The organism is Hyunsoonleella flava (assembly GCF_004310325.1).
Lineage (GTDB): Bacteria > Bacteroidota > Bacteroidia > Flavobacteriales > Flavobacteriaceae > Jejuia > Jejuia flava.
Genome location: NZ_SIRT01000002.1, coordinates 197,347 through 223,761, shown reverse-complemented (window position 1 = coordinate 223,761; position 26,415 = coordinate 197,347). Strand labels below are relative to the sequence as shown.

19 protein-coding genes are annotated in these 26,415 nt (G+C 34.9%); 8 read left to right on the top strand and 11 right to left on the bottom strand.

Annotated elements, in window-relative coordinates; all coding sequences use genetic code 11:
* Nucleotides 1-20: 20 nt before the first annotated feature.
* A complete protein-coding gene (locus EYD45_RS04125; RefSeq protein WP_130963088.1) occupies nt 21-743 on the bottom strand; it encodes a TrmH family RNA methyltransferase in 723 nt (240 codons plus the stop codon).
* Nucleotides 744-911: 168 nt separating this feature from the next.
* On the opposite strand from EYD45_RS04125, the gene tamL reads away from it, so the two are divergent.
* The 3 genes from tamL to accD all read left to right on the top strand — a co-directional run bounded on the left by tamL (nt 912) and on the right by accD (nt 5,748).
* Nucleotides 912-3,428 (top strand): translocation and assembly module lipoprotein TamL, encoded by a 2,517-nt coding sequence (tamL, locus tag EYD45_RS04120; protein ID WP_449404363.1) that lies wholly within the window; start codon nt 912-914, stop codon nt 3,426-3,428.
* Between the two features lie 133 nt (nt 3,429-3,561).
* Nucleotides 3,562-4,629 carry a class II fructose-bisphosphate aldolase gene (gene fbaA, locus EYD45_RS04115; RefSeq protein ID WP_130963087.1) on the top strand — a complete coding sequence of 356 codons (1,068 nt, stop codon included), beginning with the start codon at nt 3,562-3,564 and terminating at the stop codon, nt 4,627-4,629.
* A 261-nt stretch (nt 4,630-4,890) separates the two neighbouring features.
* Complete coding sequence (gene accD, locus EYD45_RS04110) at nt 4,891-5,748, top strand: acetyl-CoA carboxylase, carboxyltransferase subunit beta (RefSeq protein WP_130963086.1); 858 nt, start codon at nt 4,891-4,893, stop codon at nt 5,746-5,748.
* A gap of 14 nt (nt 5,749-5,762) precedes the next feature.
* Here the strand turns inward: accD and EYD45_RS04105 are convergent, their stop codons facing one another.
* Complete coding sequence (locus EYD45_RS04105; protein ID WP_130963085.1) at nt 5,763-6,923, bottom strand: sensor histidine kinase; 1,161 nt, start codon at nt 6,921-6,923, stop codon at nt 5,763-5,765.
* Nucleotides 6,924-7,104: 181 nt separating this feature from the next.
* On the opposite strand from EYD45_RS04105, the gene rpsO reads away from it, so the two are divergent.
* On the top strand, nt 7,105-7,374 hold the full coding sequence (gene rpsO, locus EYD45_RS04100; protein WP_130963084.1) for a 30S ribosomal protein S15: 270 nt from the start codon (nt 7,105-7,107) through the stop codon (nt 7,372-7,374).
* Nucleotides 7,375-7,671: 297 nt separating this feature from the next.
* Complete coding sequence (locus EYD45_RS04095; protein ID WP_130963083.1) at nt 7,672-9,930, top strand: polyribonucleotide nucleotidyltransferase; 2,259 nt, start codon at nt 7,672-7,674, stop codon at nt 9,928-9,930.
* A gap of 80 nt (nt 9,931-10,010) precedes the next feature.
* Here EYD45_RS04095 and EYD45_RS04090 read toward each other — a convergent pair whose 3' ends face one another.
* Nucleotides 10,011-11,153: a glycoside hydrolase family 26 protein gene (locus EYD45_RS04090; protein ID WP_130963082.1), complete on the bottom strand. Its 1,143-nt coding sequence runs from the start codon at nt 11,151-11,153 to the stop codon at nt 10,011-10,013.
* Nucleotides 11,154-11,501: 348 nt separating this feature from the next.
* Between EYD45_RS04090 and EYD45_RS04085 the strand changes: the two genes are divergently transcribed.
* Both EYD45_RS04085 and rpe read left to right on the top strand, forming a co-directional pair.
* Nucleotides 11,502-12,365, top strand: a complete 864-nt coding sequence (locus tag EYD45_RS04085; protein ID WP_019387909.1) for a sigma-70 family RNA polymerase sigma factor — start codon at nt 11,502-11,504, stop codon at nt 12,363-12,365.
* A 142-nt stretch (nt 12,366-12,507) separates the two neighbouring features.
* Complete coding sequence (rpe, locus tag EYD45_RS04080; RefSeq protein ID WP_130963081.1) at nt 12,508-13,170, top strand: ribulose-phosphate 3-epimerase; 663 nt, start codon at nt 12,508-12,510, stop codon at nt 13,168-13,170.
* Here rpe and EYD45_RS04075 read toward each other — a convergent pair.
* From EYD45_RS04075 to EYD45_RS04050, 6 genes are all read right to left on the bottom strand, one after another.
* Complete coding sequence (locus tag EYD45_RS04075; protein ID WP_130963080.1) at nt 13,167-13,586, bottom strand: CBS domain-containing protein; 420 nt, start codon at nt 13,584-13,586, stop codon at nt 13,167-13,169. The genes rpe and EYD45_RS04075 overlap by 4 nt on opposite strands.
* 87 nt (nt 13,587-13,673) lie before the next feature.
* On the bottom strand, nt 13,674-14,093 hold the full coding sequence (locus tag EYD45_RS04070) for a CBS domain-containing protein (protein ID WP_130963079.1): 420 nt from the start codon (nt 14,091-14,093) through the stop codon (nt 13,674-13,676).
* An 81-nt stretch (nt 14,094-14,174) separates the two neighbouring features.
* Entirely contained in the window at nt 14,175-15,044 is an 870-nt protein-coding gene (locus EYD45_RS04065; protein ID WP_130963078.1) for a zinc-dependent peptidase, read from the bottom strand.
* 168 nt (nt 15,045-15,212) lie between these two features.
* Complete coding sequence (locus EYD45_RS04060; protein WP_130963077.1) at nt 15,213-16,541, bottom strand: endo-1,4-beta-xylanase; 1,329 nt, start codon at nt 16,539-16,541, stop codon at nt 15,213-15,215.
* 18 nt (nt 16,542-16,559) lie between these two features.
* Nucleotides 16,560-18,860, bottom strand: a complete 2,301-nt coding sequence (gene bglX, locus EYD45_RS04055; RefSeq protein ID WP_394343478.1) for a beta-glucosidase BglX — start codon at nt 18,858-18,860, stop codon at nt 16,560-16,562.
* A 165-nt stretch (nt 18,861-19,025) separates the two neighbouring features.
* Nucleotides 19,026-19,676 (bottom strand): T9SS type A sorting domain-containing protein, encoded by a 651-nt coding sequence (locus tag EYD45_RS04050; protein WP_130963075.1) that lies wholly within the window; start codon nt 19,674-19,676, stop codon nt 19,026-19,028.
* Between the two features lie 440 nt (nt 19,677-20,116).
* Between EYD45_RS04050 and EYD45_RS04045 the strand changes: the two genes are divergently transcribed.
* Nucleotides 20,117-21,205 carry a glycoside hydrolase family 5 protein gene (locus tag EYD45_RS04045; protein WP_165453885.1) on the top strand — a complete coding sequence of 363 codons (1,089 nt, stop codon included), beginning with the start codon at nt 20,117-20,119 and terminating at the stop codon, nt 21,203-21,205.
* 218 nt (nt 21,206-21,423) lie between these two features.
* Here the strand turns inward: EYD45_RS04045 and EYD45_RS04040 are convergent, their stop codons facing one another.
* Nucleotides 21,424-24,750: an FG-GAP-like repeat-containing protein gene (locus EYD45_RS04040; protein WP_130963073.1), complete on the bottom strand. Its 3,327-nt coding sequence runs from the start codon at nt 24,748-24,750 to the stop codon at nt 21,424-21,426.
* A 104-nt stretch (nt 24,751-24,854) separates the two neighbouring features.
* Nucleotides 24,855-26,399, bottom strand: a complete 1,545-nt coding sequence (locus EYD45_RS04035; RefSeq protein ID WP_130963072.1) for a RagB/SusD family nutrient uptake outer membrane protein — start codon at nt 26,397-26,399, stop codon at nt 24,855-24,857.
* Nucleotides 26,400-26,415 lie beyond the last annotated feature (16 nt).

The window sequence follows — 26,415 nt, the reverse complement described above, 5'->3', positions numbered from 1 at the left end:
CGATTTTAAGGCTGAACACTTTATTGTGTCCTTCTAAATTCACTCAATAAAATAGCTGTAGCGGTTGCTACATTTAGGCTTTCAGTGACTTGTATATTTCCAAATCTTGGTATAGCTATGCGTTTGTTTATTTCAGCTTCAATAGTCTTAGAAATCCCATTTGCCTCATTACCCATTACCAAAATACCTTTATCAGGAAGCGCTGCCTGGTATACGTTGTCTCCATCCATAAAGGCACCAAAAATTGAAAGTTGCGCTTTATTTAAAAATGAACTCAAATCCAAATAACTCACATTAACTCTTGAAATCGAGCCCATTGTAGCCTGTAGAACCTTTGGATTATAACAATCTACCGTTTGTTTACTACATACCAAATCCTTAATCCCAAACCAGTCACATAATCTGATGATAGTGCCTAAATTCCCAGGGTCGCGCACATCGTCTAATGCCACAATTAAACCCTCACAATCAACTTGATTGGGTTTAGGGATGTTAAATACGGCTAATGCCTTATTTGGTGTTTTTAAAAAACTAATACGTTTTAAATCTGCTTCTGAAATTAAATTTTCAGTTTTGGCATCAATATTGAAGGATTCCGTCGTATATAATTGATGAAGTTCAAAATGAGACTGTAGAAGCTCGTTTATCGTTTTAACGCCTTCAACCACAAAATAGCCTTCTGCAAGTCTATATTTTTTTTGACCTAATCGTTTTATAAATTTTATTTGGTTTTTTGAAAGCATGTGGTTAAAATCGTTATGCAAACATAAAGAAAAAGCTAAACTATTTTTACTTGGGTTTTACTGGGCTAATTTAATTTGAAATAATGTATTTTTGAAAGCAATAGCGGTAAGCTAAGCCAATTGAAATTCAACTTAATTTTAACAGAAATCTATAAGGTTTTATTGCAAGTGTATTTGAAACAGCATCTTATTAAAATACTATTATTTTTTGTGCTTTTTAGCTGTTTTACATCGTGCAGCTTGGTTAAGAGAGTTGCAGAAGATGAGCATCTGTTAACCAACAACACCATTATAGTTGACGGTAAAAAAGACAAATCTGAAACACTTAACAACTTACTCCATCAAAAACCTAATAGTAAAGTACCGCTGCGCCTTCACATATATAACCTAGCGCGTCCAAATATAGATTCCATACTAGCCATAAAACTTGCAGATACCAGCAAAAAAGGCTTAAAGCGCTTTTTATCGAAAAAGCAGTTTTATAAAATGCAAGAGTCTAAACTACATTTTAACCAATGGCTGAAAAAAACTGGTGAGGCTCCTGTAATTTTAAGTGAAGATAAAACCAAAAAATCTGTAAAGCGTATTCAAGACTATTACATAAATAATGGATGGTTTAATATTTCAGGAGCGTATGATATTGAAAGAAAGGACAACAAGCGTGCGGAAGTCACCTACAACATAGAAAAAGGGCCAGCTTTTATCATCGACTCCATTTCTGAAAATATAGCGTCACCCGCAGTGGAGACGTTATACCCCAGGTTCAAAAAAAATGCTTTGGTAAAACAAGGAGAGCAATATAAAACCATAAATTTTGAATTGGAACGCGAGCGAATTTCTGGATTGCTAAGAAATCATGGATTATTTCATTTTAAACAGGACTATATCTCTGTTGAGATTGACACCATTGGCACCAATAACAAAGTAAATGTAAATTTCAACATACAGAACAGAGCCGTCAGAACCCCAGACTCTATCGTTCGTAAACCATTCAAAATTTTCAAGGTAAAAAATGTAAACATCTATACCGATCACACCTATCTTAATGATAGAACACCAATAAAAGATTCCATTACTTACAATGGTTTTAACCTTTATAGCTATGGGGATATGCGATTTAAACCCAAGGCTATAACCGATGCTATTTTTATTGCACCAAATTCTTTATTTAAAGACATTGATAGGACGTATACGTACAGACATTTAAATGAGCTACGTACTTTTAAATATCCCGATATCGATTATGTGGAAGAAAATGATACCACTCTTACCGCAAATATTTACCTAACGCCATTAAAAAAGTTTAGTCTTGGTTTTAGTACTGAAGCTTCTACAAGTAATATTCAAAGAATAGGTTTAGCACTAAACCCCAGTTTAACGATTAGAAACATTTTTAAAGGAGCAGAGACTTTTGAAATTTCTGGAACGGCAGCTATTGGTTCTTCTGTTGAGCCTAATAGAAATGATAGTGATCCGTTTTTTGACATTAATGAATTAGCGCTTGATTTGAGATTGACCATTCCCAGAATATTCTCACCATTTAATACCGATAACATTATTCCAAAATACATGTCGCCATCCACAAGGATTACACTGTCAGGTTCTGGGCAAACAAACATTGGTTTGGATAAACAAGCTTTAAGTGGAATTCTTGGTTACAGTTGGAGACCTAGTACTAAGGTTACCAATCAACTGGATTTATTTAACATACAATATGTTAGAAATTTAGATATTCAGGATTATTTTAATGTCTACACCTCTTCATACCGAAGGTTGAACGATATTGCCCAAAGTATAAACTACAATAGTGGAAATGATTTACAAATACCAACACAAACAGATAATTTTATTGCCGACGTTTTGAGTAATAACACATCTTTATCTCCAGGTGAAGAGGATTTTAGAAGAGTTTCCGCAATTGAAGAACGGAAGAATAGGCTAACAGAAGACAACCTTATCCTATCAACCAGTTTTAGTTTTTTAAAGGATAACAGAACTAGTTTGCTCGATGAAGATTTTTCCATTTTTAGATTTAGAATTGAATCTGCAGGGACACTTTTAGCAAATGCCTCAAGATTATTGGGTTTACAAAAAGATGCTGACGATAGATACGAACTTCTTGATGTAGCGTTTTCCCAATATATAAAGACTGAGTTTGATTATGTAAAACGTTGGGATTTAGGTAAACAAAATATTTTCGCTATTAGAAGTTTTTTCGGTATCGCTATTCCCTATGGCAATTCAGACAATATTCCTTTTGCGAAAAGTTTCTTTGGTGGTGGTGCCAATGATAATAGAGCTTGGACCGCATATGCCTTAGGACCAGGAAGTTCTGAAAGTACAGATGAATTTAATGAAGCCAACTTAAAAATTGCCTTAAGCGCTGAACAACGTTTTAATTTATTTGGCGATTTAAACGGGGCTCTGTTTGTAGATGCTGGAAATATTTGGAATGTTTTAGATGATGTTGACGATCCTAGAGCTACATTCTCTGGCTTAAACTCTTTAGAGGATATTGCTGTTGGTTCCGGGTTTGGTTTGCGTTACGATTTTAGCTTCTTTTTGTTCCGTTTTGATGTTGGATTTAAAACCTATGATCCCTCCTATCGTGATGAAAACCGCTGGTTTAACGATTACAATTTCAAAAATGCCGTATACAACATTGGTATTAACTATCCTTTCTAATCAACTAGGTTTTATTTTTTCAGTAAACAACTATAACGTTTTAGGCTATAATTCTTATTTTCATTATTAATCATTGATATAGAAATTATAAAAATGACTATTTTTGTCAATCAAACAAAAAACCACTCAAATAATGGCACATAATATAAAACCTGGCGTTGCTACAGGAGATGAAGTTCAAGCTATTTTTAATCATGCAAAAGCAAATGGTTATGCATTACCAGCCGTAAATGTAATTGGCTCCAATAGTATAAATGGCGTTATGGAAGCTGCGAGAGATTTAAACGCTCCAGTAATTATTCAATTTTCAAATAGTGGCGCGCAGTTTAATGCAGGAAAAGGCTTAAGTAATGATGGACAAAAAGCTGCAATTGCTGGTGCTGTTGCAGGAGCAAAACATGTACATACGTTGGCCGAAGCTTATGGAGTAACTGTTATTTTACACACTGATCATTGTGCAAAAAAGTTATTGCCTTGGATTGATGGGTTACTAGATGCCAATGAATTACATTATAAAGAAACTGGAAAATCATTATTCAGTTCTCATATGATTGATCTTTCCGAAGAGCCTATTGAAGAAAACATAGAAATCTGTAAGCAGTATTTAGAGCGCATGTCTAAAATTGGCATGACCTTGGAAATAGAATTAGGTATTACAGGTGGAGAAGAAGATGGTGTTGATAATACAGATGTTGATGCTTCTAAATTATACACACAACCTGAGGAAGTAGCCTATGCATACGAAGAGTTAAGTAAAGTAAGCCATAGATTTACTATTGCTGCTGCATTTGGAAATGTACATGGTGTTTACAAACCAGGAAACGTAAAATTAACTCCTAAAATCTTAAAAAACTCACAAGAGTATATCACCAAAAAATATGGTGTAGAACATAATCATATTGATTTTGTTTTTCATGGTGGTTCTGGTTCTACAGTAGAAGAAATAAGAGAAGCCATTGGTTACGGTGTAATTAAAATGAATATTGACACTGATTTGCAGTACGCATACATGACTGGAATTAGAGACTACATGGGTGAGAAGTCTGATTATCTAAAATCTCAAATTGGCAATCCAGATGGTGATGATGTACCTAACAAAAAGTTCTACGATCCAAGAGTTTGGTTAAGAGAAGGCGAAAAAACCTTTGTAGCCAGACTTAAAAAAGCGTTTGAGGATTTAAACAACGTAAATAGTTTGTAAAGTTTACACTACATAAATTTAAAAACAAAAAGGTTTTGCTTAAGGCAAAACCTTTTTGTTTATACGCTGTAAAACAGTTGTTTATGTCCACATAATTAATAAAACTATGCTTTAATCATCGAAAAATTAAAAAAAAAATTAATTTTGTGGATTGATTTGAAATTTATCTTCCATAAATTGAAAAATCAAAATAACTAACTAAAATAACGGTAACGCCAATTCCTTAAATATTAAATCGTTACTATAAAATCTGAAATCAATATGTCTTGGTTCAAAAGAAAAGATAAAGGAATACAAACAAAAACCGAAGAGAAAAAAGATACTCCAAAAGGATTGTGGTATAAATCTCCAACGGGAAAAATTGTTGACACAAAAGAGCTTGAGCAAAACTTTTATGTAAGTCCAGAAGATGGTTACCACGTAAGAATTGGCAGTAATGAGTACTTTGAGATTCTTTTTGACGATAATAAATTTAAAGAGCTAGATGCTAAGCTTGAATCTAAAGACCCATTAAAATTTGTTGATACTAAAAAATATCCTGATAGATTAAAAGCTGCCCAAGAAAAAACCAAATTAAAAGATGCAGTAAGGACGGCTGTTGGAAAATCTAAAGGTAAGGACTTAGTTGTTGCCTGTATGGACTTTGCGTTTATTGGTGGCTCAATGGGAAGCGTTGTAGGCGAAAAAATAGCACGTGCAGCTGATTATTCCCTAAAACATAATGTTCCATTAGTAGTGATTTCAAAATCAGGTGGTGCTAGAATGATGGAAGCTGCTTTATCTTTAATGCAGTTGGCAAAAACCTCAGTTAAATTAGCACAATTGGCCGAAGCCAAAATACCCTATATATCCTTATGTACCGATCCCACTACAGGTGGTACTACCGCTTCATTTGCCATGTTAGGCGACATTAATATTAGCGAACCAGGGGCTTTAATAGGTTTTGCTGGCCCTAGAATAGTTAGGGATACTACTGGAAAAGAACTACCAGAAGGGTTTCAAACATCAGAGTTCCTTTTAGAACATGGTTTCCTAGATTTTATCACACATAGAAAAGATTTAAAAGACAACATAAATAAGTACATTGACTTAATTTTAAACGACCCTTTAAGAGTCTAATTAAAAGGTTGTATTTATTTAGAAAAGGATTCAGACTCAGAGCTCTCGGTAGTTGCTGAGTCTTTTTTTGCTCTTTTAAAATATATAGAAAACTCTGTCCCAACATCAACTTCACTTGCAACCTCTACTTTCCCTCCCATAGATTCAATATGGTTTTTTGTGATGAATAACCCTAAACCTATCGAATCTCTATTTGTATGAAATGTTTTGTAGAGTTGAAATAACTTATCGCCATATTTCTCTAAATCTATACCCATACCATTATCTGCTATCCTAAAAATCACATATTCATCTTCTATACTTGATGTCAATTCGACTTGAGGTTCCCTATCATCTGACCTATATTTAATAGCATTTGTTAAAAAATTAAGAATAATACTATCTACATATGCAGGTATACCTTTGATGTAGAGATTATCTTCTATATCATTAATTATGGTTGTTTTAGTATTTCTAGCAAAGGCTGTCACGTTATAAATTGCCTTTTCCACATAATCGTAAAGGTTTAGCGTTTCAAGTTCATTTGCGTCTACTGGTTTAATTTTTGCAACTTCAGTTAAATGAGAAACCGTTTCTTCAAGGTTATCAACTGCTTTGGTGAGCATTGAAAAATTCTCATTTTCCTTTAACCAAGAAAACTCTTCTTCCAAGAAGCCCTTAATAGTAGATAGGTTTCCAGAATGCGAACGTAAATTATGGGTAACTATACTGGCAAAAGAAGATAACCTATCGTTTTGTTCTCTTACTACCCTAAGCATTAACTTTAATTTATCCTGATTTAATTTTCTGCTGGTAATATCTGAGAACTGCCAAATCATTTGTGTAGGTTTTCCGTTTAGCGCAGTAATCAATGAAACTGAAATTAAAAACCAAATAATAGAGCCATCTTTGTGAAAATAACGTTGCATCACGCGATATCTGTTTATCTTTCCTTGCATAAGACGATCGTATTTGGTGGCATGCACACCCAAATCATCCCGAAAAACGATATTCTCTATTTTCATGTTATATAACTCGTTTTTTGAGTATCCTAACATTTCGCAAATGCTATCATTTACTTTAATCCAATCGCCATCAAGGGTTAAAATGGCGATGCCGTTGTATGTATTATTGAAAATTTTTTCAAGGGAGTCGTAAGAATCTGGGAAACTTTCTCGCGGGAAAAGTGATTTCATATATGCGTATATACTTCAGTTTATTTTATTGAGAGCCAACAAATAGTTACCTAGGGAAGCAACTTTTAAAAATCAATGTAAAAGTTACACAAAAAATCGTATAACACCAAAAAAGTAGTATATTTGCCGCTTGAAAGAAAGACTTTCATAGTACATAACAATCATTTACAACAATATTAGCATGTATTTAACAAAAGAAGCTAAAGAGAAAATCTTCGCAAAACACGGTAAAGGAAAGAACGATACTGGTACTGCAGAAGCTCAAATTGCGTTGTTTACGCACAGAATTAATCACTTAACAGAACACTTAAAAAAGAATCGTAAAGATTATAATACTGAGCGTTCATTAGTAAAACTAGTAGGTAAGCGTCGCTCTTTACTAGATTACTTAACTAAGAAGGATATCTTAAGATATCGTGCCATAGTAAAAGAATTAGGATTAAGAAAATAAACAAGATAAGAGAGGTTTGCATTGAGCAAGCCTCTTTTTTCTTTTGCGTTAGGGATTGCAGCGGCATCCTTTTTTGATTTTTCTTCAAAAAAGATATAGCGTAAAGCCCGACCCCTTGTCGGTAACGCCCAAATATAACTCGAGCGTGGGAGTTTAAACAGCGCATTAGAAGAAGCTAATTATAGTTTTTCATTGGTCGAGACTTTAGAGTCGCACACACAACAACTACACACAACACAACGACCATTGTTTAATATGATTTAGGCAGTTTTACGCTTAAATTACAAGAAAAAATTTATGATTCCACAAACATTTAAAGAGGTTATAGACCTTGGTGACGGTAGAGAAATTTCTATCGAAACCGGAAAATTAGCAAAACAGGCGCATGGTTCTGTTGTTGTACAATCTGGAAAATGTATGCTTTTGTGTACAGTTGTTTCCAACTATCACGCTGCCGATGTAGACTTTTTGCCTTTAACGGTAGACTACAGAGAAAAATTTGCAGCAGCAGGAAGATACCCTGGTGGTTTCTTTAAAAGAGAAGCTAGACCAAGTGATGGTGAGGTATTAACAATGCGTTTAGTAGACCGTGTTTTACGTCCGTTATTCCCAAAAGATTATCATTCTGAAACTCAGGTAATGATTCAGTTGATGTCCCATGATGATGAAGTTATGCCAGATGCTATGGCAGGTTTAGCAGCTTCGGCAGCTATTCAATTATCAGATTTTCCGTTTGAATGCCCAATCTCTGAAGCTAGAGTTGGTCGTGTTAATGGTGAATTTGTAATCAATCCAACTAGAGCTCAATTAGAAGAGTCTGATATCGATATGATGATTGGTGCTTCTGCTGATTCTGTAATGATGGTTGAAGGTGAAATGGATGAGATTTCTGAAGAAGAAATGGCTGATGCTATTAAGTTTGCACATGAAGCGATTAAAGTACAATGTGCTGCTCAAGTAAAATTAGCTGAAGCTTTTGGTAAAAAAGAAGTACGTGAATATGAACCAGCGGTTGAAGATGAAGATTTAGCAAAGAAAATTCACGATATGGTTTACGACAAAACGTATGCCATTGCTAAAGCAGGTTCTGCAAAGCATGAACGCGGTGAAGCATTTAGCAAAATAAAAGAAGAGGTTTTTGAATCGTTTTCTGAAGAAGAACAAGATGAATTAGGAAAACTGATTCATAAATATGTAGCGAAAGCTCAAAAATCGGCCATTAGAAACTTAACCTTAGATGAAGGCCTACGTTTAGATGGTAGAAAAACAGATGAGATTAGACCAATATGGTGTGAGGTAGATTACTTACCTTCTACACATGGTTCTTCGATATTTACACGTGGTGAAACTCAAGCATTAGCTACTGTAACTTTAGGAACAAGTAGAGAAGCTAACCAAATAGATATGCCATCTTACGAAGGTGAAGAGCGTTTTTATTTACATTATAACTTCCCTCCTTTTTCAACGGGTGAAGCTAGACCAATTCGTGGTACTTCTCGTCGTGAAGTTGGGCATGGTAATTTAGCGCAACGTGCTTTAAAAGGTATGGTTCCTGAGGATTGTCCTTATACAGTAAGAGTTGTTTCTGAGATTTTAGAATCTAATGGTTCTTCTTCAATGGCAACTGTTTGTGCTGGAACAATGGCTATGATGGATGCTGGTGTACAACTTAAAAAGCCGGTTTCTGGTATTGCTATGGGATTAATTTCTGATGCTGATACTGGAAAATACGCGGTATTATCTGATATTTTAGGTGATGAGGATCATTTAGGCGATATGGACTTTAAAGTAACAGGTACTGAAGATGGTATTACAGCTTGCCAAATGGATATTAAAGTAAAAGGATTATCATATGAAATTCTTGTAAATGCTTTGAAACAAGCAAGAGAAGGACGTTTACATATTTTAGGCAAGATTACTGAAACTATCGCAACACCAAATGCTGAAGTTAAAGACCACGCACCTACAATGGTGACCAGACGTATCCCTAATGAATTTATAGGCGCGTTAATTGGTCCTGGTGGAAAAGTAATTCAAGAATTACAGAAAGAAACTGAGACTACTATTGTTATTAACGAAGATCCTGTTACTGAAGAAGGTATTGTTGAAGTTTTAGGTGTTGGTAGTAAAGGTATTGATGCTGTTATGGCAAAGATAGATTCACTATTATTTAAGCCTGAAGTTGGTAGCGTTTACGAAGTGAAAGTGATTAAAATGTTAGATTTTGGTGCTGTAGTAGAGTATGTAGATGCCCCAGGAAATGAAGTATTATTACACGTAAGTGAATTAGCTTGGGAACGTACAGAAAATGTTTCTGATGTTGTAAACATGGGAGATGTATTTGATGTGAAATACTTTGGTGTAGATCCAAGAACACGCAAAGAAAAAGTATCTCGTAAAGCTATTTTACCAAAACCTGAAGGTTATGTGGCGAGACCACCAAGAGATAATAACGATCGTGGTGGACGCGGACGTGATAACAGAGGTAGGGACAATCGTGGACGTGATAACCGACGTGATGATAGAAGACCTAGAAATGACAAGAAAGAAGACTAAGGTTCTCTTTTAAATATATAAAGCCGTTTCAATAAATTGAAACGGCTTTTTCAATTACATTTTTTTTAATAATAAGTCTTTTACTGAATATCTCTACTTAGCAATATTATTTCCTTATTAAGAAAGTCATTAAAATCCCCCTCAGCAGGATGACCAAGAAAGGGTGCATGAAAAAAAGTGGTCATATCATTTCTCCAAATCATTGTGTACGTAATACTGCTACTTCTAATGGCTTTGTACAAACTCCGCGTCCACCATGTATTATCAACAACATTTTTTAAACCTGTTTCTGTAAGTGCAAAAAGCATATTTTTTTCCAAAGCAATATCCTCTACTATTTGCAAATTTCTTATGGCACTGTTTAAAAAGTTTCCGTTTCTAAAATCGTATACGTCAACACCTAATATATCTACAAATTCGTCTCCTGGATAATTTCTTAAATATTCTGATTTATTTGAAACTAGATTAGGCGAGTAGACGTAAATAAGATTGTGCACATTGAAGTCTTCTGATAGGATTTTGATTGTATCTTTCCACAGTTGTTTATAATCCTCTGTAGTTCTAAAACCTTCTCCCCAAAAAAAGAAATCGCCATTCATTTCGTGCCAAGGCCTAAACAAAACAGGTATGGAATTTCCTTGAGAATCTACTAAATTGTTTAATAATCTTGCAGCTCGTGCTAGTCGTTCTATATATTCTGTACGAAATTCTCCACCTTCCAAAAACTTAGCTACTACACCATCAAAACTGGAACCAAAACCTTCAGGATGCACATGGTGCCAACTCATTGTTATGATGCTACCATTTTCGTGCGCCTCTATAACTGCGGTTGTAAATCTATTGATAAATTCATCTAAAAAGCTAACGAAGTCAGAATTTGCACTTGGCTGAAGACTAATTAACTCTAAATCGAAACCTGCAATAGCCGGATAATCTCCTGTAACTTCAAAAAAATCTGGTTGCAATTCGTTTGGTACCGGAAAATCATTTCCTGTACCAAAAGGTTGCTGTTGACCAAAAGCGATACCTTTTTGGGTGATATCAATTAGCCTATTGTATAAATCTCTGGCTTGTTGATTTATATTGGGGTCTGCAAATTGACTTGGCTCAGTAATAGTTTGAGGTATTCTTACAGCATTTATATCAAATAAATCGTCTTCTTGCTCGCAACTAATAGTTATTGAAACTATAGATATTATTACTAGTAAGGTTGATTTCTTCATATGATTTTTGTCGTATATATTGATACCTCTTTACATATAAACATTAAACTTTATTGAAAATTTCATACCACATGTATAATATAACCACAACTACCTTATTTCTAATACATTATATCTTTTTTTGATACTATGTTTCCAAAACAGTGAGCGCATTAGGGATTGCAGAGGAAAGCCCTACCCCCTGTGAGTAATACCCAAATAATTGAAGTATTTGTGACTTTTCTATAATTTAAGTATCTAAAATTAAGAGATTAAAATATTTTTATCTTTTTGTAACAAAATGTAACATTTATACGTATAACTATTGAACAGCCTATTTATTCATAATTAAATTCAGGAAAACATTAGATGAGACAACTTAAAATTACAAAGCAGGTTACCAACAGGGAAACTGCTTCGTTAGATAAATATCTACAGGAAATTGGTAAGGTTGATTTAATTACAGCCGATGAAGAGGTTGAATTAGCACAACGTATCAAGGCTGGTGATCAAATAGCTTTGGAGAAGTTAACTAAAGCTAATTTACGTTTCGTGGTTTCTGTAGCAAAACAGTACCAAAACCAAGGTTTAACATTACCAGATTTAATTAATGAAGGTAATTTAGGTTTGATTAAAGCTGCACAACGTTTTGATGAAACTCGTGGTTTTAAATTTATATCGTATGCCGTTTGGTGGATTCGCCAGTCGATTTTACAGGCATTAGCTGAACAATCACGTATTGTACGTTTACCACTAAATAAAATTGGTTCTATAAACAAAATTAATAAAACATTTGCTTTTTTAGAGCAAAGTCATGAGCGTCCACCTTCTGCTGAAGAAATTGCAAAAGAGTTGGATATGACCATTAACGATGTTAAGGAGTCAATGAAAAACTCAGGACGTCATGTAAGTATGGATGCGCCTTTAGTTGAAGGTGAAGATTCTAACTTATACGATGTATTAAATTCCGGTGAGTCGCCAAATCCTGATAAAGAATTATTACACGAATCTTTACGTACCGAGATTGAGCGTGCATTAGAAACCTTAACACCTCGTGAAGCAGATGTTATACGTTTATACTTTGGTTTAGGAAACCAACACCCAATGACTTTAGAGGAAATTGGTGAGACTTTCGATTTAACAAGAGAGCGTGTAAGACAAATTAAAGAAAAAGCTATTCGTAGATTGAAACATACGTCTAGAAGTAAAATATTAAAAACATATTTAGGATAGTTTCGCTAAGGCGTAACGACTAAATTACGGTAACAACAGTTACACATAACTGTTCGTTTTTTGATTGATGAAAGAACCCGCGGCTGATTACCGCGGGTTTATTTTTTTACATACTTTTGTAAAAATATTTTAACTATTAATAATGAGTTCTAAATTAATTGCGCCATCAATGCTAGCTTCAGATTTTGGCAACCTTCAACGAGATACAGAAATGATTAATAATAGTGATGCTGATTGGTTTCACATTGACGTTATGGACGGACATTTTGTACCGAATATCTCTTATGGCATGCCAGTAATTCAAGCCATTAAAAAACACGCAACCAAACCTTTGGATGTACATTTAATGATTGAAAAACCAGAACGCTACATTGAAGAATTTGCAAAAGTTGGCGCAGATATTATTACGGTTCATTATGAATCTACAGTGCATTTACATAGAACTCTAAGGCAAATAAAAGATGCTGGATGTAAGGCAGGTGTTGTACTTAATTTAACTACTCCAGTATCTGTATTGGAAGATATTTTACCAGAGTGTTTTATGGTGTTATTAATGTCTATTAACCCTGGGTTTGGGGGTCAAAAATTTGAGGATATTACTTATAACCGGGTTAAAAAGCTCCGAAGAATGATTACTGAGCAAAATTTAGATACAAGAATAGAAATAGACGGTGGTGTAACCGATAAAAACATCAAACAATTAGTTGATGCTGGTGCAGATGTTTTTGTAGCTGGCAGTCATGTCTTTAAAAGCAGTAATCAGCCTGAAACTATCAAGAATTTAAAGTTGATTGCCAATTCTTAAAATTGCTTTATAAAATAATTTAGTAAATCAGTAGTAGTTACAATTCCCACTAATGCTCCATTTTCTTCAACTGGTAAAGCGTGGAACTCTCGTTCTGCCAATATTTTAGCAGCTTCCTTAATAGTAGTATCTGAAGAAATAGTAACTACGTCTTTTACCATGACTTCCTCAATAGTGAAATTATTATAAACTACAGTTTCTAAAGTTTCACTTTCGATAGAGGAAGCTTCTGCAAAACTTATACGCATTAAATCAGTATAGCTAAGCATTCCTATGATGGTTTCCCCAGAAACTACTGGCATATGCTTAATTTTATTTCTTTTAAACAGCATTTCTGCACGTTCTAAATTATCTGAACGTGTTAGCGCTACTAGGTTTTTGGTCATTATCGTCGACACTGGAGTTCGTTGTCTCATCTTTAAAGTTTTTTTATGTTGTCAGATATATAAATACATTCATATCCCAATCAATTATAAAAATACGCGCTATTGCGAAACTGCATTTTAAAACTGCTTTAGTAAATAATTTATCAAGTCTGTAGTGGTTATAATACCTACTAATTGATTATTATTCACTACAGGAAGCGCATGAAATTCTTTACTGGCAAGTATTTCGGCCACCTCCTTGATAGAGTTGGAAGGCGATACGCAAACTATTTTCTTCTTCATTACTTGATCTATAGTAAACATATTGTAAACCATGACATCGGCAGCACTATCATTATTATCTGTTACATCTGCAAAACTAAGTCTAAGTAAATCTGAGTAACTCAACATGCCAACAATCACATTATCTTGAACTACGGGAATATGCCTAATGTTATGTTGCTTAAATAACTTTTCTGCTTTCTCCAATTGGTCGTTTCTGTTTAATGTAATGACATCCTGCGTCATTATCATCGAAATTGGTGCTTTTCGTATCATGCCATTAAAATATTTAATTTAGTTATGTCTAAATTTAAAAATAGAAAAGTGAAAAAAGCATGACAAAAATCATGTAAGAGGTTAATAATCAGCAAAATTAAAATTCAGCATTTGTTTAACCTTAATATAAATATTAGGAAATAGGCTTTTAAAAACCTTAGGAGACTCAATAAATGTTTCAATAATAACAGCTAATAACTCTGAATCGTTTGTAAAAGCATAACTTCTTATAAATTCAGAATTGGTTAGCTTGGTTTTCAATGTTTCATTGTCAGAAAGCATATTCCTTAGCTCATTAAAAGTATCAACAAATAAAATTGAATTGATATCTTCACTTTTAATACAACTGAAGTGAATTGCATGCGCAAATTCATGAATGCCTAAATTCAACTTATCATCCTCTATCCTATGACCTTCCAAAAAGTTATCCCATGAAAGCACCAAAGTTTTAAGACGCGCATTAAACTCTCCTTTATTAGTGGTCTTACTGAATCTTGAAAAATATTCCGTAGGATAAACAACAACGTTTTTGACGTATGGAATTTTATAATTGCGAAAACCAAAAGTCAACATTGCTGCGGTTGCTGAAACCAAAATTTTGACTTTGTCTGTAATAATAAACCCTTCCTTACCCTCAAAAGTTTTCTTTTTAATAAAAGTTGCCACTCTATGCTTGAAATAACTTTTCCGTTTTTTATCTAATCTTCTGTAAAAAGCAAACTCTTTTTCTAAAATTCTAGTCTGTTCTTTACTTAGCTTTCTCTTAAAAGGGTGAAAATGAACAAAAAATGGACGTTTTGTAAATAAGGCATAAACCATCTCTAGTCCATCCAATACTGAAGTAATTATTTTTCTTATGAATAGCAGGATAAGAAACAAAACACCCATTAAAAGAATGGCAAGAATTATATTTCCAATAAAATCATAGTTGGTTTGTTCTAACAATAACATAAACTGGTTATAAGTGGCTAGAACGAAAGTAAAGAAGTAAATAGTATTAATCTACTATATGTTAGCTTTTTAAACTCTATAACAGAATGAAACGCGAATTTTACGAAATAAGTATATATGTAATCTAATTTTTATAAATAATTAACCCCCAAAACTAGCGCTTGATTTTTAGTTGAGTTCCTCTAAAAATCCCCTGTAAGCTTTTTTAGCGTTGAAATTGGAATCATACAACAATGGCCAATCGGGTTGTCCCCAAAAGTCAATCAACCACGTTTCGTTATCGCGCATACCCCAAACGGTTAGTGCAAATTTATTAGCATCGGGTATAGTATTATAAATTTCAACCACCTCTTTAAACTTGTTTTCTTGCGCAGTTGCTCTAGCATCTGTTAAAGATGTAATATCATTATTTGGGTTTGCCCTTATATCGAGTTCAGAAAAATGCATTTTCAACCCTCTTGATACGGTTCCATTAACTACACCCTGTATCTGAGCAGCAGATGGAAAGTTATAAGCTATGTGCATTTGGGCACCAACACCGTCTATAAGGTTTTTTGAAGCCAAATTATCTACAATAGCAAACATTGCACTTTGCTTACCTGCGTCAAATGTTATGTTGTAGTCATTGTAAAAAAGGAGTACGTTTGGATCTGCATCCCTTGCAAATTGATAACATTTTTCAATATAATCATCCCCCATACGTGTTCTAAAAACAGTATTTCTTAATTGATTAGTGCCATCTTCAACTGCTTCATTTACCACGTCCCAAGATCTTACCTTACCAGCATAACGTGTTAGTACTGTTGTAATGTAATCTTTAATGATCGCTTCAAACTCCTCATCAGTACCAGAAAAGTTTTCTACCCATTGTGGTGTTGCTGTATGCCAAATTAAAGTATGCCCATGAATATCCATGTTGTTGGCTATCCCATAGTCCACAATAGCATCAGCTGCTGTAAAATCATAGTTACCTTGAGAAGGATACATGATGTTCATTTTCATTTCAAATTCTGCCGTAAGATTATTAAATTCTCGAGCTAGAATTTCGCCATGACTTCCATCTAGTCTATTTGATTTAACCGCCATACCAATTGAAAATTTATCAGCTGCATCTTTTAGCGCGGGATCACTAGAAGCTTGCCCAGTAATCGATACTATTTGACTAGTGCTAACATCACCGTTGGGAGCTTCAACTGTAAGTGTTATTGTATAGTCGCCTGTTGTATCATATACATGCACTTCTGGACCTGCAGCATCTTCAACTCTGGGACCATTGGTGAAAAATTGCCAGTAACTTTTTAATCCGCTTGTACCTGTTGATGTATTATTTACTGCTACTCTAAACGGGTTTTGCTCTGATATTAATACATCAAAAGACAAAACAATAGGTGTAGTGTTATCTGGTGGTGCAGTATCATCATCTTTAGAGCATGCAAAAATTGCAGATATCATTACAAAGAGCAAAATAACCTTATAGGTTGTTATTATATTTTTCATAGCTTTTATTTATAGTAATTATTTCAACTCAAATTTATCTTTTAAACCGCTGTCAGAACTTCCTCCCACCATAATATTAAACATCCCCGGTTCTACTAGGTAATTACCATCATTATCATAAAAACCGAGTTCAGCATTTGTTAAGTTGAATGTTATTGTTTTTGTTTTTCCTTTTTTTAAGGCTACTAGCTCAAACCCTTTCAATTCTTTAACCGGTCTTACTATACTGGCCACTGGGTCATTAATATAAAGTTGCACTACTTCCTTACCATCCAAATCACCAACATTTGTGACTTCTACACTTAACTCTACGGTTTCACCAATATTATATTCAGATTTACCCAATTTTAGGTTGCTATACTTAAAATCTGTATAACTTAAACCATAACCGAATGGAAACAAAGGCGTGTTTTCAACATCTATATAATGAGACCAAAAAACATTGTCTTGTGAGTTAACGGGTCTGCCAGTACTTAAATGATTGTAATAAATTGGACATTGCCCCACATTTCTTGGAAAAGACATAGGTAATTTACCGCTAGGGTTATAATCTCCATATAATACCTGTGCTACAGCATTTCCTGCCTGAGTGCCTAATTGCCACGTTTCAACTATAGCAGGTATGTGTTCTGCCGCCCAAGGTAAAGCCAATGGACGGCCATTATTCAATACCAGAACAATGTTTTTATTAACCTCAAAAATAGTCTCAAGTAATTGTTGTTGGTTTCCTGGTAAACCTAATTCTGTTCTACTTCGTCCCTCACCACTTTGAAACCCTACTTCTCCCAATACCATCACTACAACATCAGCATCTTTTGCTACGTTTCTTGCAGCATCAAATCCTGAGAAATCATCAGTATTTATTTTTACTTCTTGAACGAATAATTGCTCGCCAATAGATACATCAGTTCCCTTTTCATAGACAAGCTCATTATCTTGATATTGCTGCATACCTTCTAAAACAGATACCGCAGTGTTGTCATCGGCAGCAATTCTCCAACTTCCAAGAGGACTATTTTTATCAGAAGCTAGTGCGCCTATTAACGCAATTTTTTGTCCAGATTTTTTTAGTGGCAATAAATTATCATCATTTTTTAATAGCACAATTGATTTCTTGGCCATATCCAAAACAGCCTCATTATTCGATTTATTACCGATTGTAGCTTTTTCTCTGGCTTCGTCACAATATTTGTAAGGGTCATCAAATAAACCCAATTCAAATTTTACACGTAAAATTCTTCTAGCGGCATCATCTATAAGCGCCTCTTTTATTGTACCATTTTCAACTAACTTAACTAATTCTTTAACGTATAGGTGCGATTCCATATCCAAATCTGACCCTGCTGTCACTGCCTTAGCTGAAGCATCAGCACCATCTTTAGCAAAACCATGGGTTATCATTTCAGAGATAGAAGCCCAATCTGACACTACAAATCCGTTAAAACCCCAATCACCTTTTAAAATATCGCGCTGTAAAAAAACATCTCCTGTTGCCGGTACACCGTTTAATGTGTTGAATGAGTTCATAAATGTTCTTACACCGGCATCAGCTGCAGCTTTAAAAGGAGGCAAAACACTATTATATAATTTTGATATGCTCATATCTACAGTATTATATTCTCTTCCCGCTTCTGCATAACCGTAAGCCGCAAAATGTTTAGCACATGACGCTATGGTAGTAGGATCGTTTAAATTTTCACCTTGAAATCCAGTAACTCTAGCCTTTGCAATTTTACTGCCCAAATAAGGATCTTCTCCAGCCCCTTCCATAACACGTCCCCATCTTGCATCGTTTCCAACGTCAACATTAGGACCAAAAGTCCAGTTTAAACCTGATGCAGCCGCTTCTAGAGCAGCAACACTTGCCGAGTTTTTTATGGCTTCTAAATCCCAACTTGCTGCCTCAGCTAAAGGGATAGGACTAAGGGTTTTATAACCGTGAATAACATCGAAGCCAAAAATTATTGGTATGCCCAACCTACTCTCTTCTACAGCAATTCTTTGTACAGCCCTAACCTCTTTTGCTCCTCTTACATTAAGCATAGAACCTACCCAACCTTTTTTAAGATGCTCATACTTCTCTTCTTCAGAGCCCGATTCTGGCAAAGGCCCTGTAAAATCCCAAGAACCGTTATATTGGTTCATTTGCCCTACTTTCTCATCTAAGGTCATCTGGCTCATCAACAGCGTGATACGCTCCTCTATAGGTTTACTTTGATCTAGATGCGATTTTGATTGCGCATAACTTCCGGTTACAACAAGCATTAATAAAAATTTTAAAGTGTGCTTAACAGCTGGATTCTTTTTCATTTTCACCATTTATAATTTTTTTAAACTGGTTTGTATTTCCTTAATATATAATAATTTATTTATCAAAAATAACACACCCATTTAATAAAGTTTTAATATTGAACTTAATAATAAAGAAAACACAAAAGACTAGTTTACATACAACCAGTCTTTTGTATTTTTCTTATGTAAATTTTACTTCTTTACAAACTTGAATGATCTATTATCGATTGTTCTTAGAAAGTAAAACCCCTGAGTTAAGTTCGAAACATCGATTTTATTTGTAAGATTTATATTTTTCATCACTACTTTACCTGTAATATCAATTATTGATGCCATTTCTAGTGGCTCTACTCTAAAAACTACATTCAAAATATTCTCAACAGGATTAGGGAAGATTACAACTGATTTCTTATTCAAAAAATCCTCCGTGCTAGCCGTAGATGATATGGTAACTAAATTACCGGTATTATTAAAACCTGTATCCGAGCCATCTGCCCCTAACGTTATCTTACCTGCCCAAGTAAAAACCTCTCCATCTACTGGTGTGTTAAACACATTAATTGTAACAGTTTGTGTTCCAGAACCCGTTGATGTAGGCACAATATTCCCTTCATAAGCTATATTCCTTCCTGAACCCCAATTTGGACTGCCGTCAGGATTAGCTAAAAACAACTGCCATTCAAAAACATCTCCTGTTGAGACACCTGTGTAATCAAAAGTTATATCTACGGTTGTTGCCGTTGGAGGAACTGTAGCATCAAATACAAGATTCGAAAATTCTTGTGCGTACGTTACGTGAACACTCAATACGAGTGTTATAAAAAATGGTAGTTTTTTCATCATAATTATATGTTTTTTTGTTCATTGCTAAATTAGTACCCTTCGAAAGAATCTAACCTTCCATATAACGCAACTTATATAACAAATGATGCGCATCATGTTTCTAGTAAAAAAGTTACCCCAAAACACCCTAGCAATTGTTGCTTAAACAAAAACTGGTTCTAAATCACATATTTAAGTTATGTAGAATTTATTTTTCTAAAACCAAGATTTACTAGCTGTAAAATGATTAAGAAATCATAATATACACTTCATGAACGCTAAATAGTAGAGTCTTTTTAGTTAGCACCTAAATAATATGCGTCATTTCTGGTACTATTTACATCATTACAGATGAATCTCATTCTTAGTTTTAATTAAATTTGAAAAAAAAGAATGCTATGAGATGCCACACTATTTTTTTTGCTGTGTTCATATTTGCTGCTTCATGCGATAAACCAACAATGAACACAACCATCTTACCAGAACAAGAAATACCAATGGATAACAACGATGGTGTTCCCAGCGAATTTGATGATGGAAAAATGAGAAATATATCGTCTTTTGATATTGTTTCAGAAATGAAGATAGGGTGGAATTTAGGCAATAGTCTTGACGCCGAAGGCCCTACCGAAACCCATTGGGGCAACCCCGTTACCACTAAAGCTATGATTGACGCAGTAGCAAATAGGGGGTTTAAAACCATAAGAATACCTGTAACTTGGCGCTTTCACCAAGGAGCAAGTCCAGATTATACTGTTAGCAAAGCTTGGTTTGATCGCGTGGAAGAAGTCGTTAATTACGCCAGAGCCAATAATATGTATGTTATCCTTAATACGCACCATGAAGATACTTGGATAATACCTACTTATGCGAAAGCTGATGAAGTAAAAAACAGACTATCAAAATTATGGACTCAAATCGCAACTAGGTTTCAAAACTATAGCGATTACCTAATTTTCGAAACACTTAACGAACCCCGTTATGAAAACACACCCCAAGAATGGACGGGAGGAACTGCAGAAGGCAGAGATGTAGTAAACCAATACCATCAAGTAAGTCTAGACGCCATAAGAGCTACTGGAGGCAATAATAGTTTAAGACACATCATGATCTCTACTTATGCTGCAAGCACCCTTCCTGCCGCCATAAATGCTTTAAAAATACCTAATAATGATGATAGAGCCATTGTGTCTCTCCATTCCTATTTCCCTTTTCCTTTTACACTAGCAGGCACAGATACAACGTGGGGTACCGATAGTGACAAACAAGCCCTAGATAACGAAATGGACAAGATAAAGGCTAAATTTATAGATAATGGTATACCAGTAGTTTTAGGTGAATGGAGCTCTGGAAACTTGAATAATTTATCAGACCGCGTCACGCACGCCAGTTATTATGCCAACGCAGCTGCGCAAAGAGGTATGCCTTCCGTTTGGTGGGATAATGGCAAAATTGGCGTATCTAACGACGATTTAGGCATCTTTAACAGACGAAATATTACCTGGGCTTTTGATGATATAGCCGATGTTATCATAAAAGCCTACCAATAAAACAACTTTTTTTAGGTAAACCTTAATAACAAAATTTGGGCGTTACCCTGCGGGTCGGGCTATCCGTTGCAAGTCCTCGCTTCGCCCTATTGGAGCTTCGCTGTGGGCTTTCCACTTCTATCCCTAACGCGGGCAAATCTGCCAGCATACTTCTTAGTTGCAGCACCAAGCACTTTTGTAAAAAGCATTTCTTGTAATCGTCAGTAGCCTATAAAAAGTTATAGTATTACAACAAACTTTAAAAAATCATTATTTTTTGCCACCAAAATATAAGACTTTCCTTGAACCTGAATCATAGCAAAATCTTTAACATCGCCGTCAATAAATAATCCGGTTTTCACAGTACTTAACGGATTAAAACCAACACCTTCATCTTCCTTTTCGCCTTTTAAAAAAGTTCCATAACCAGCATCTGCTCTGGGTGTCTCAACTTCCGACGCATATAAATTACCACCAAGAACCATATCCTTAATCCCATCTGAATCAAAGTCTTTAACCAAAATTTGATTAGTAGGTGCAATTTGAGCCCTTATGGGCAAGTTGCGCCTAACAAACTTTCCGTTTTCATTTACAAATACGGCACTTTTAAATGAAGACACTTGATAGTGTATGGCACTCTCAAGTTTTTTCTCATTATAAACATCATTCAATGTTGCTGTTGAGAACTCGTTGTAATTTTTAAATTTCTTCTTAATTGATGGTATTTGTTGAGAAGAACACTCTCTACCTCTCACTGGATACTGTTTACCTTCGTTATAATAACTCAACACAATGTCATTAGTTCTGTTACCATCAAAATCATTTAAATAAATATCAAAAGTAGCGTCATCCGTAGCTTTGTACTTGTAATTATCTCCAAGATTTCCTCCTATTAAATCAATATCGCCATCATTATCAATATCGTCAGCCACTAAACTAAACCACCAACCTCTGGTTTCTTTTAAGCCAATGTCATCAGTAGTTTCAGTAAAACGCTTTCCTTTATCATTTTTAAAAACCCTAACGTTCATCCATTCTCCAGTAACAGCGAGATCTACCCAACCGTCATTATCATAATCAAACCATTGTGCAGCCGTTACCAAACCTATTTTACTTAAATGTGGCGCAACTTTCTTAGTTATGTTTCTAAATTTAGGCTTACCTGTTTCACTTATATTTTCTAATATATAACTAGAAGCTGGGTATGGGTAATTTGACGGCACAAGCCTACCACCCACAAATAAGTCTTTATCTCCATCCTTATCAAAATCATAAGCGTATACTCTACTACCACTTTCACTTATCGGTGGTAATGCATTATAACTTTTAATAAATTCCCCATTACCTTGATTCACATAAAGTCTATCCTGTAACATCTGTGATCCACTCTTAAATTCATTTCCACCGCTAACAATATAAAGGTCATTATCGCCATCGTTATCAGCATCAAAAATTAAAGAACCAATGTCTTCATGCTTTCTATCCTCAAGTAGTATTTTAAATTTTTGTTGCTCAAACGTACCGTCGCTTTTCTGAAAAAATAAGCCACCTGGATATTTAGTTGCTGCACCAACGTAAAAATCATCTAAACCATCACCATTTAAATCACCCACAGATAAACCGGGACCAAATTGAGAGGTTTTATGTGGCAAAAGAACTTCTTTTTTAAAATCATCATACCTATTTTCCTTGTGCTTGTATAACGCTAAGGTATCTGTAAAACTCTTAAATAATTTACCTGCGACATTATTTTCATGTTTTTTTCCAAAGTTTCCTTCAGCTTGATTTATATCCAATAGCACATTTGTATTGATGGCTACATCTGTTAATTTTTGACTCTTTTGATTTGGCCAAACAACTACCAAACTATCAATTTTTTCATCGTCACCAAGCCCGAAATGGAGCTTAGGTGCTACTGATGATTGAAATCCACGACTTAAAGACAGCTCTTGAACTTGATATCTATTGTTATGATACAAGTATATTTTTGCTCCTAGGCCATGAATATTTTTAGGGCTTCCTTTAAAGGCTACCGTTAAATGGTTATTAATCTCTGCACTATGATTTTCAAACAAAGACGCATAATTATCTATATTATTTGTAACCAATTCTAAATCGCCATCGTTATCCAAATCTACATAAACAGCACCATTAGAAAAGCCCTTATCTTCAATACCCCATACTTTGTTATTTTTTGAAAAGGTAAGGTCTCCATTATTCTTAAAAACATAATTATCGATAGGTTCCGTTGGGATGTTTAGGCTTTTAATCAACAAACTATCCTCATGTTTTTTTTCACCACGAAGGCTCTCAAAATAGTCTTTATTGTTTATCTCTCTTCGTGTACCGTTAGAAACAAACAGGTCTTTGTATCCGTCGTTGTCAAAATCAGCTAAGAGCGGTGCCCAACTCCAATCTGTAGAAGACACCCCAGCTAAACGCGAAATATCCTTAAATTTTGGAATACCTTGATGATTAAACCCTGTATTGAGCTGAAGCGTATTCTGCATATATTGGTATTGAAACCCTACACGCTCTATATTTGCAAAAAGCTCAGGGTTCATGCTTGCCATATTAGCTTTTGAGCGTCTGTTTGACGAAGCATCCATATCCATTTGGATAATGTCCAGATGACCATCGTTATTAAAATCTGCAATATCTACACCCATTCCATAGAACGAAGTGTGAGCAGTTGCGCTTTTAACCTCATCCCTAAACGTACCATCCTTTTGGTTGATATATAAACAATCTGGTGTCCCAAAATCGTTAGAAACATAAAGATCAATCCAGCCATCATTATTTATATCAGATGCTGTTACACTTAAAGAAAGACTATATAATCTAACACCCGCATTGTTTGTTATTTTAGTAAATTTTCCACCATCATTTCTATACAAATTATCGGTTTCTATATCTGTCACCCTATCCATACGCATCTTATAATGATAGCTATTGTATTCAAATGGGGTAATGGGGTAGTTAGCAACATACACATCAAGATCACCATCATTATCGAAATCAAAAAATGTAGCATCAACACTATTACCGGCATCATCTAAACCAAAATTAGATGCCTGCTCTTTGAACGTATTATCACCTTGATTGATGAAAAGCTGATTTTTTTTATTTCCAGACTGTCCAGCAACTAAGCAATAAATATCGATAAAACCATCTCCATTTATATCTGCCATGGTTGTACCTGTATACCATCGTCTATCTCCAGAAAGTCCAGATTCCTCTGTAATATCCTTAAACTTTAGGTCGCCCTGATTAATGTAGAGTTTATTGTCTACCATATTACCCGAAAAGAATAAATCGGTAAGACCATCATTATTTACATCGCCAGCTGCAATACCGCCGCCCATGTATATGTATGGATAAGTGAAGTAGTTTAACGTATCATTTTCAACTAACATATTTTTAAAAGCTATACCTGTATCCTCAGGCAAAACTTTAGCAAAAACTTTTTCTTTAACAGCATTATCAAAGTTGTGCTCTTTATTATCATTTTCTCTACAACTTAGTGCCGTTGATACAAAAAGTAGTATCAATATTACTCGCAACATAATCTTCACTTTAATAACTTTATTTTACAAACTTAAATTAAAAACAAATGAGCGAAAAGAAAAACTTTCGCCCATTTATCAACTAAACTAAACAAATAACTCAATTAGTATCCGGGGTTCTGATCCCCACCGTTTATTTGCGTGTTCGCATCTATTTCATTCTGCGGTATTGGCATTACACGATGAACAGATGGATCATAATTCCTGGTGACTCTCAATGATGGATCTGGATTGTTAAAATTAGCATCTGGAAAAATTGATAGTTCCTGATCGTCTAAATTCCATCTTACCAAATCGTCAAATCTTACTTGCTCTCCACAAAGCTCTACAAATCTTTCATGAACAATAGCATCAAATATTTGTTCTTTTGTGTTTACAGGGAAACCTCGAGCATCCATAGTTGCTGTACCGTATCTTGGCATACCAGCCCTATCTCTTATCTCGTTTAGGAAATCAACTGCTGGTGCTAAATTATTAAGGTTCATTTCTACTTCTGCTTGCATTAGTACCACATCGGCATATCGCATTACTCTAACATTAACCCCACTATTTTGTGATACATTTTGCTCATCATACAATTGTGAAAACTTATACCAAACTGGTCCCCCAACACATCCAGGGCAAGGAAATTGAAAGGAATCTCCAGGGCCATACGTATTATCCTCATCTTGTAGAATAGCAATATCTAACCTTGGGTCGTCCTCCTCAAACTCTTCTATAACTTTAGTAGATGGTCTTGCATTAGCCCATCCGGTGTAGTCTTGAGAGCGAAATGTTACCTCAGATGTTCCTATACCTGTTTGTGCCCATCGCTCTGCTTCAGTACCAACTTCACCATTATAACCTATCTCAAACATAGACTCATCATTATGTTCTCCTGTTTCACTAAAGTTATCACGATATTCTTCTATCGGAAGCAACCTATGATTTGTAACATTGTTAAAGGCTTCTTTGGCTTCTGGATATAACTCCCTGTGTAAATACACCTTACCAAGCATTGCATAGGCAGCCTCTTTTGTAACGCGTCCTTTTTCTGTTGCTCCTTTTGGTAAAGTTAATCTGGTTGATAATTGTAAGTCTGCTATTATTTGATTGTAGACTTGATCTGCAGTTGCCCTTGGTTGATCTTCAGTAGCCGTCAAAACATCTATTTTTAGGGGTACACCACCAAAACGTTTTACTAAGTGATAATAGTAAAGTGCTCTTAAGTAATAGGCTTGTCCTAATGCATTATCAATATCCTCATCAGAGAAATCAGATCCTTCGGCATTAGTCCTCATCCTATCTTCGTTCCCTATAACAAAGTTACATGCTCCTACACCGTTAAAACAAGCAGTCCAATACAATGCAATATTATCAAGAGTGGCGTTAAACTCAAACCTATTATAGGGTGCAAAGTTTGGGTCTCCACTAGCGACCACTTCATCTGATATTGCATCCGGAAAAACATAACCTACACGCTGATATAATGTTTGAAATTGATTATAAGCCGAATTAACAGCCGCCTCTACTTGACTTCGAGATTCAAAGAAAATCTCAGGGTTTAATGCGTTTGTATTTTCAACAGGTACATCTTCGTCACAAGCAGCTACAATGAATAACGCAAATAACGCTGCAAACCCAATTAAATAATTACTAATTTTTTTCATTTTAACAATTCTATTA

Excerpts from the sequence above, each read along its gene's own strand:
- rpsO (WP_130963084.1), top strand. The coding sequence starts at position 7,105 with ATGTATTTAACAAAAGAAGCTAAAGAGAAAATCTTCGCAAAACACGGT.
- EYD45_RS04065 (WP_130963078.1), bottom strand. The coding sequence starts at position 15,044 with ATGTTATTGTTAGAACAAACCAACTATGATTTTATTGGAAATATAATT.
- bglX (WP_394343478.1), bottom strand. The coding sequence starts at position 18,860 with ATGGTGAAAATGAAAAAGAATCCAGCTGTTAAGCACACTTTAAAATTT.
- EYD45_RS04125 (WP_130963088.1), bottom strand. The coding sequence starts at position 743 with ATGCTTTCAAAAAACCAAATAAAATTTATAAAACGATTAGGTCAAAAA.
- EYD45_RS04095 (WP_130963083.1), top strand. The coding sequence starts at position 7,672 with ATGATTCCACAAACATTTAAAGAGGTTATAGACCTTGGTGACGGTAGA.
- EYD45_RS04045 (WP_165453885.1), top strand. The coding sequence starts at position 20,117 with ATGAACACAACCATCTTACCAGAACAAGAAATACCAATGGATAACAAC.
- EYD45_RS04040 (WP_130963073.1), bottom strand. The coding sequence starts at position 24,750 with ATGTTGCGAGTAATATTGATACTACTTTTTGTATCAACGGCACTAAGT.
- EYD45_RS04060 (WP_130963077.1), bottom strand. The coding sequence starts at position 16,541 with ATGAAAAATATAATAACAACCTATAAGGTTATTTTGCTCTTTGTAATG.
- EYD45_RS04050 (WP_130963075.1), bottom strand. The coding sequence starts at position 19,676 with ATGATGAAAAAACTACCATTTTTTATAACACTCGTATTGAGTGTTCAC.
- EYD45_RS04035 (WP_130963072.1), bottom strand. The coding sequence starts at position 26,399 with ATGAAAAAAATTAGTAATTATTTAATTGGGTTTGCAGCGTTATTTGCG.
- rpe (WP_130963081.1), top strand. The coding sequence starts at position 12,508 with ATGAGTTCTAAATTAATTGCGCCATCAATGCTAGCTTCAGATTTTGGC.
- EYD45_RS04085 (WP_019387909.1), top strand. The coding sequence starts at position 11,502 with ATGAGACAACTTAAAATTACAAAGCAGGTTACCAACAGGGAAACTGCT.
- accD (WP_130963086.1), top strand. The coding sequence starts at position 4,891 with ATGTCTTGGTTCAAAAGAAAAGATAAAGGAATACAAACAAAAACCGAA.
- EYD45_RS04105 (WP_130963085.1), bottom strand. The coding sequence starts at position 6,923 with ATGAAATCACTTTTCCCGCGAGAAAGTTTCCCAGATTCTTACGACTCC.
- EYD45_RS04070 (WP_130963079.1), bottom strand. The coding sequence starts at position 14,093 with ATGATACGAAAAGCACCAATTTCGATGATAATGACGCAGGATGTCATT.
- EYD45_RS04090 (WP_130963082.1), bottom strand. The coding sequence starts at position 11,153 with ATGAAGAAATCAACCTTACTAGTAATAATATCTATAGTTTCAATAACT.
- fbaA (WP_130963087.1), top strand. The coding sequence starts at position 3,562 with ATGGCACATAATATAAAACCTGGCGTTGCTACAGGAGATGAAGTTCAA.
- EYD45_RS04075 (WP_130963080.1), bottom strand. The coding sequence starts at position 13,586 with ATGAGACAACGAACTCCAGTGTCGACGATAATGACCAAAAACCTAGTA.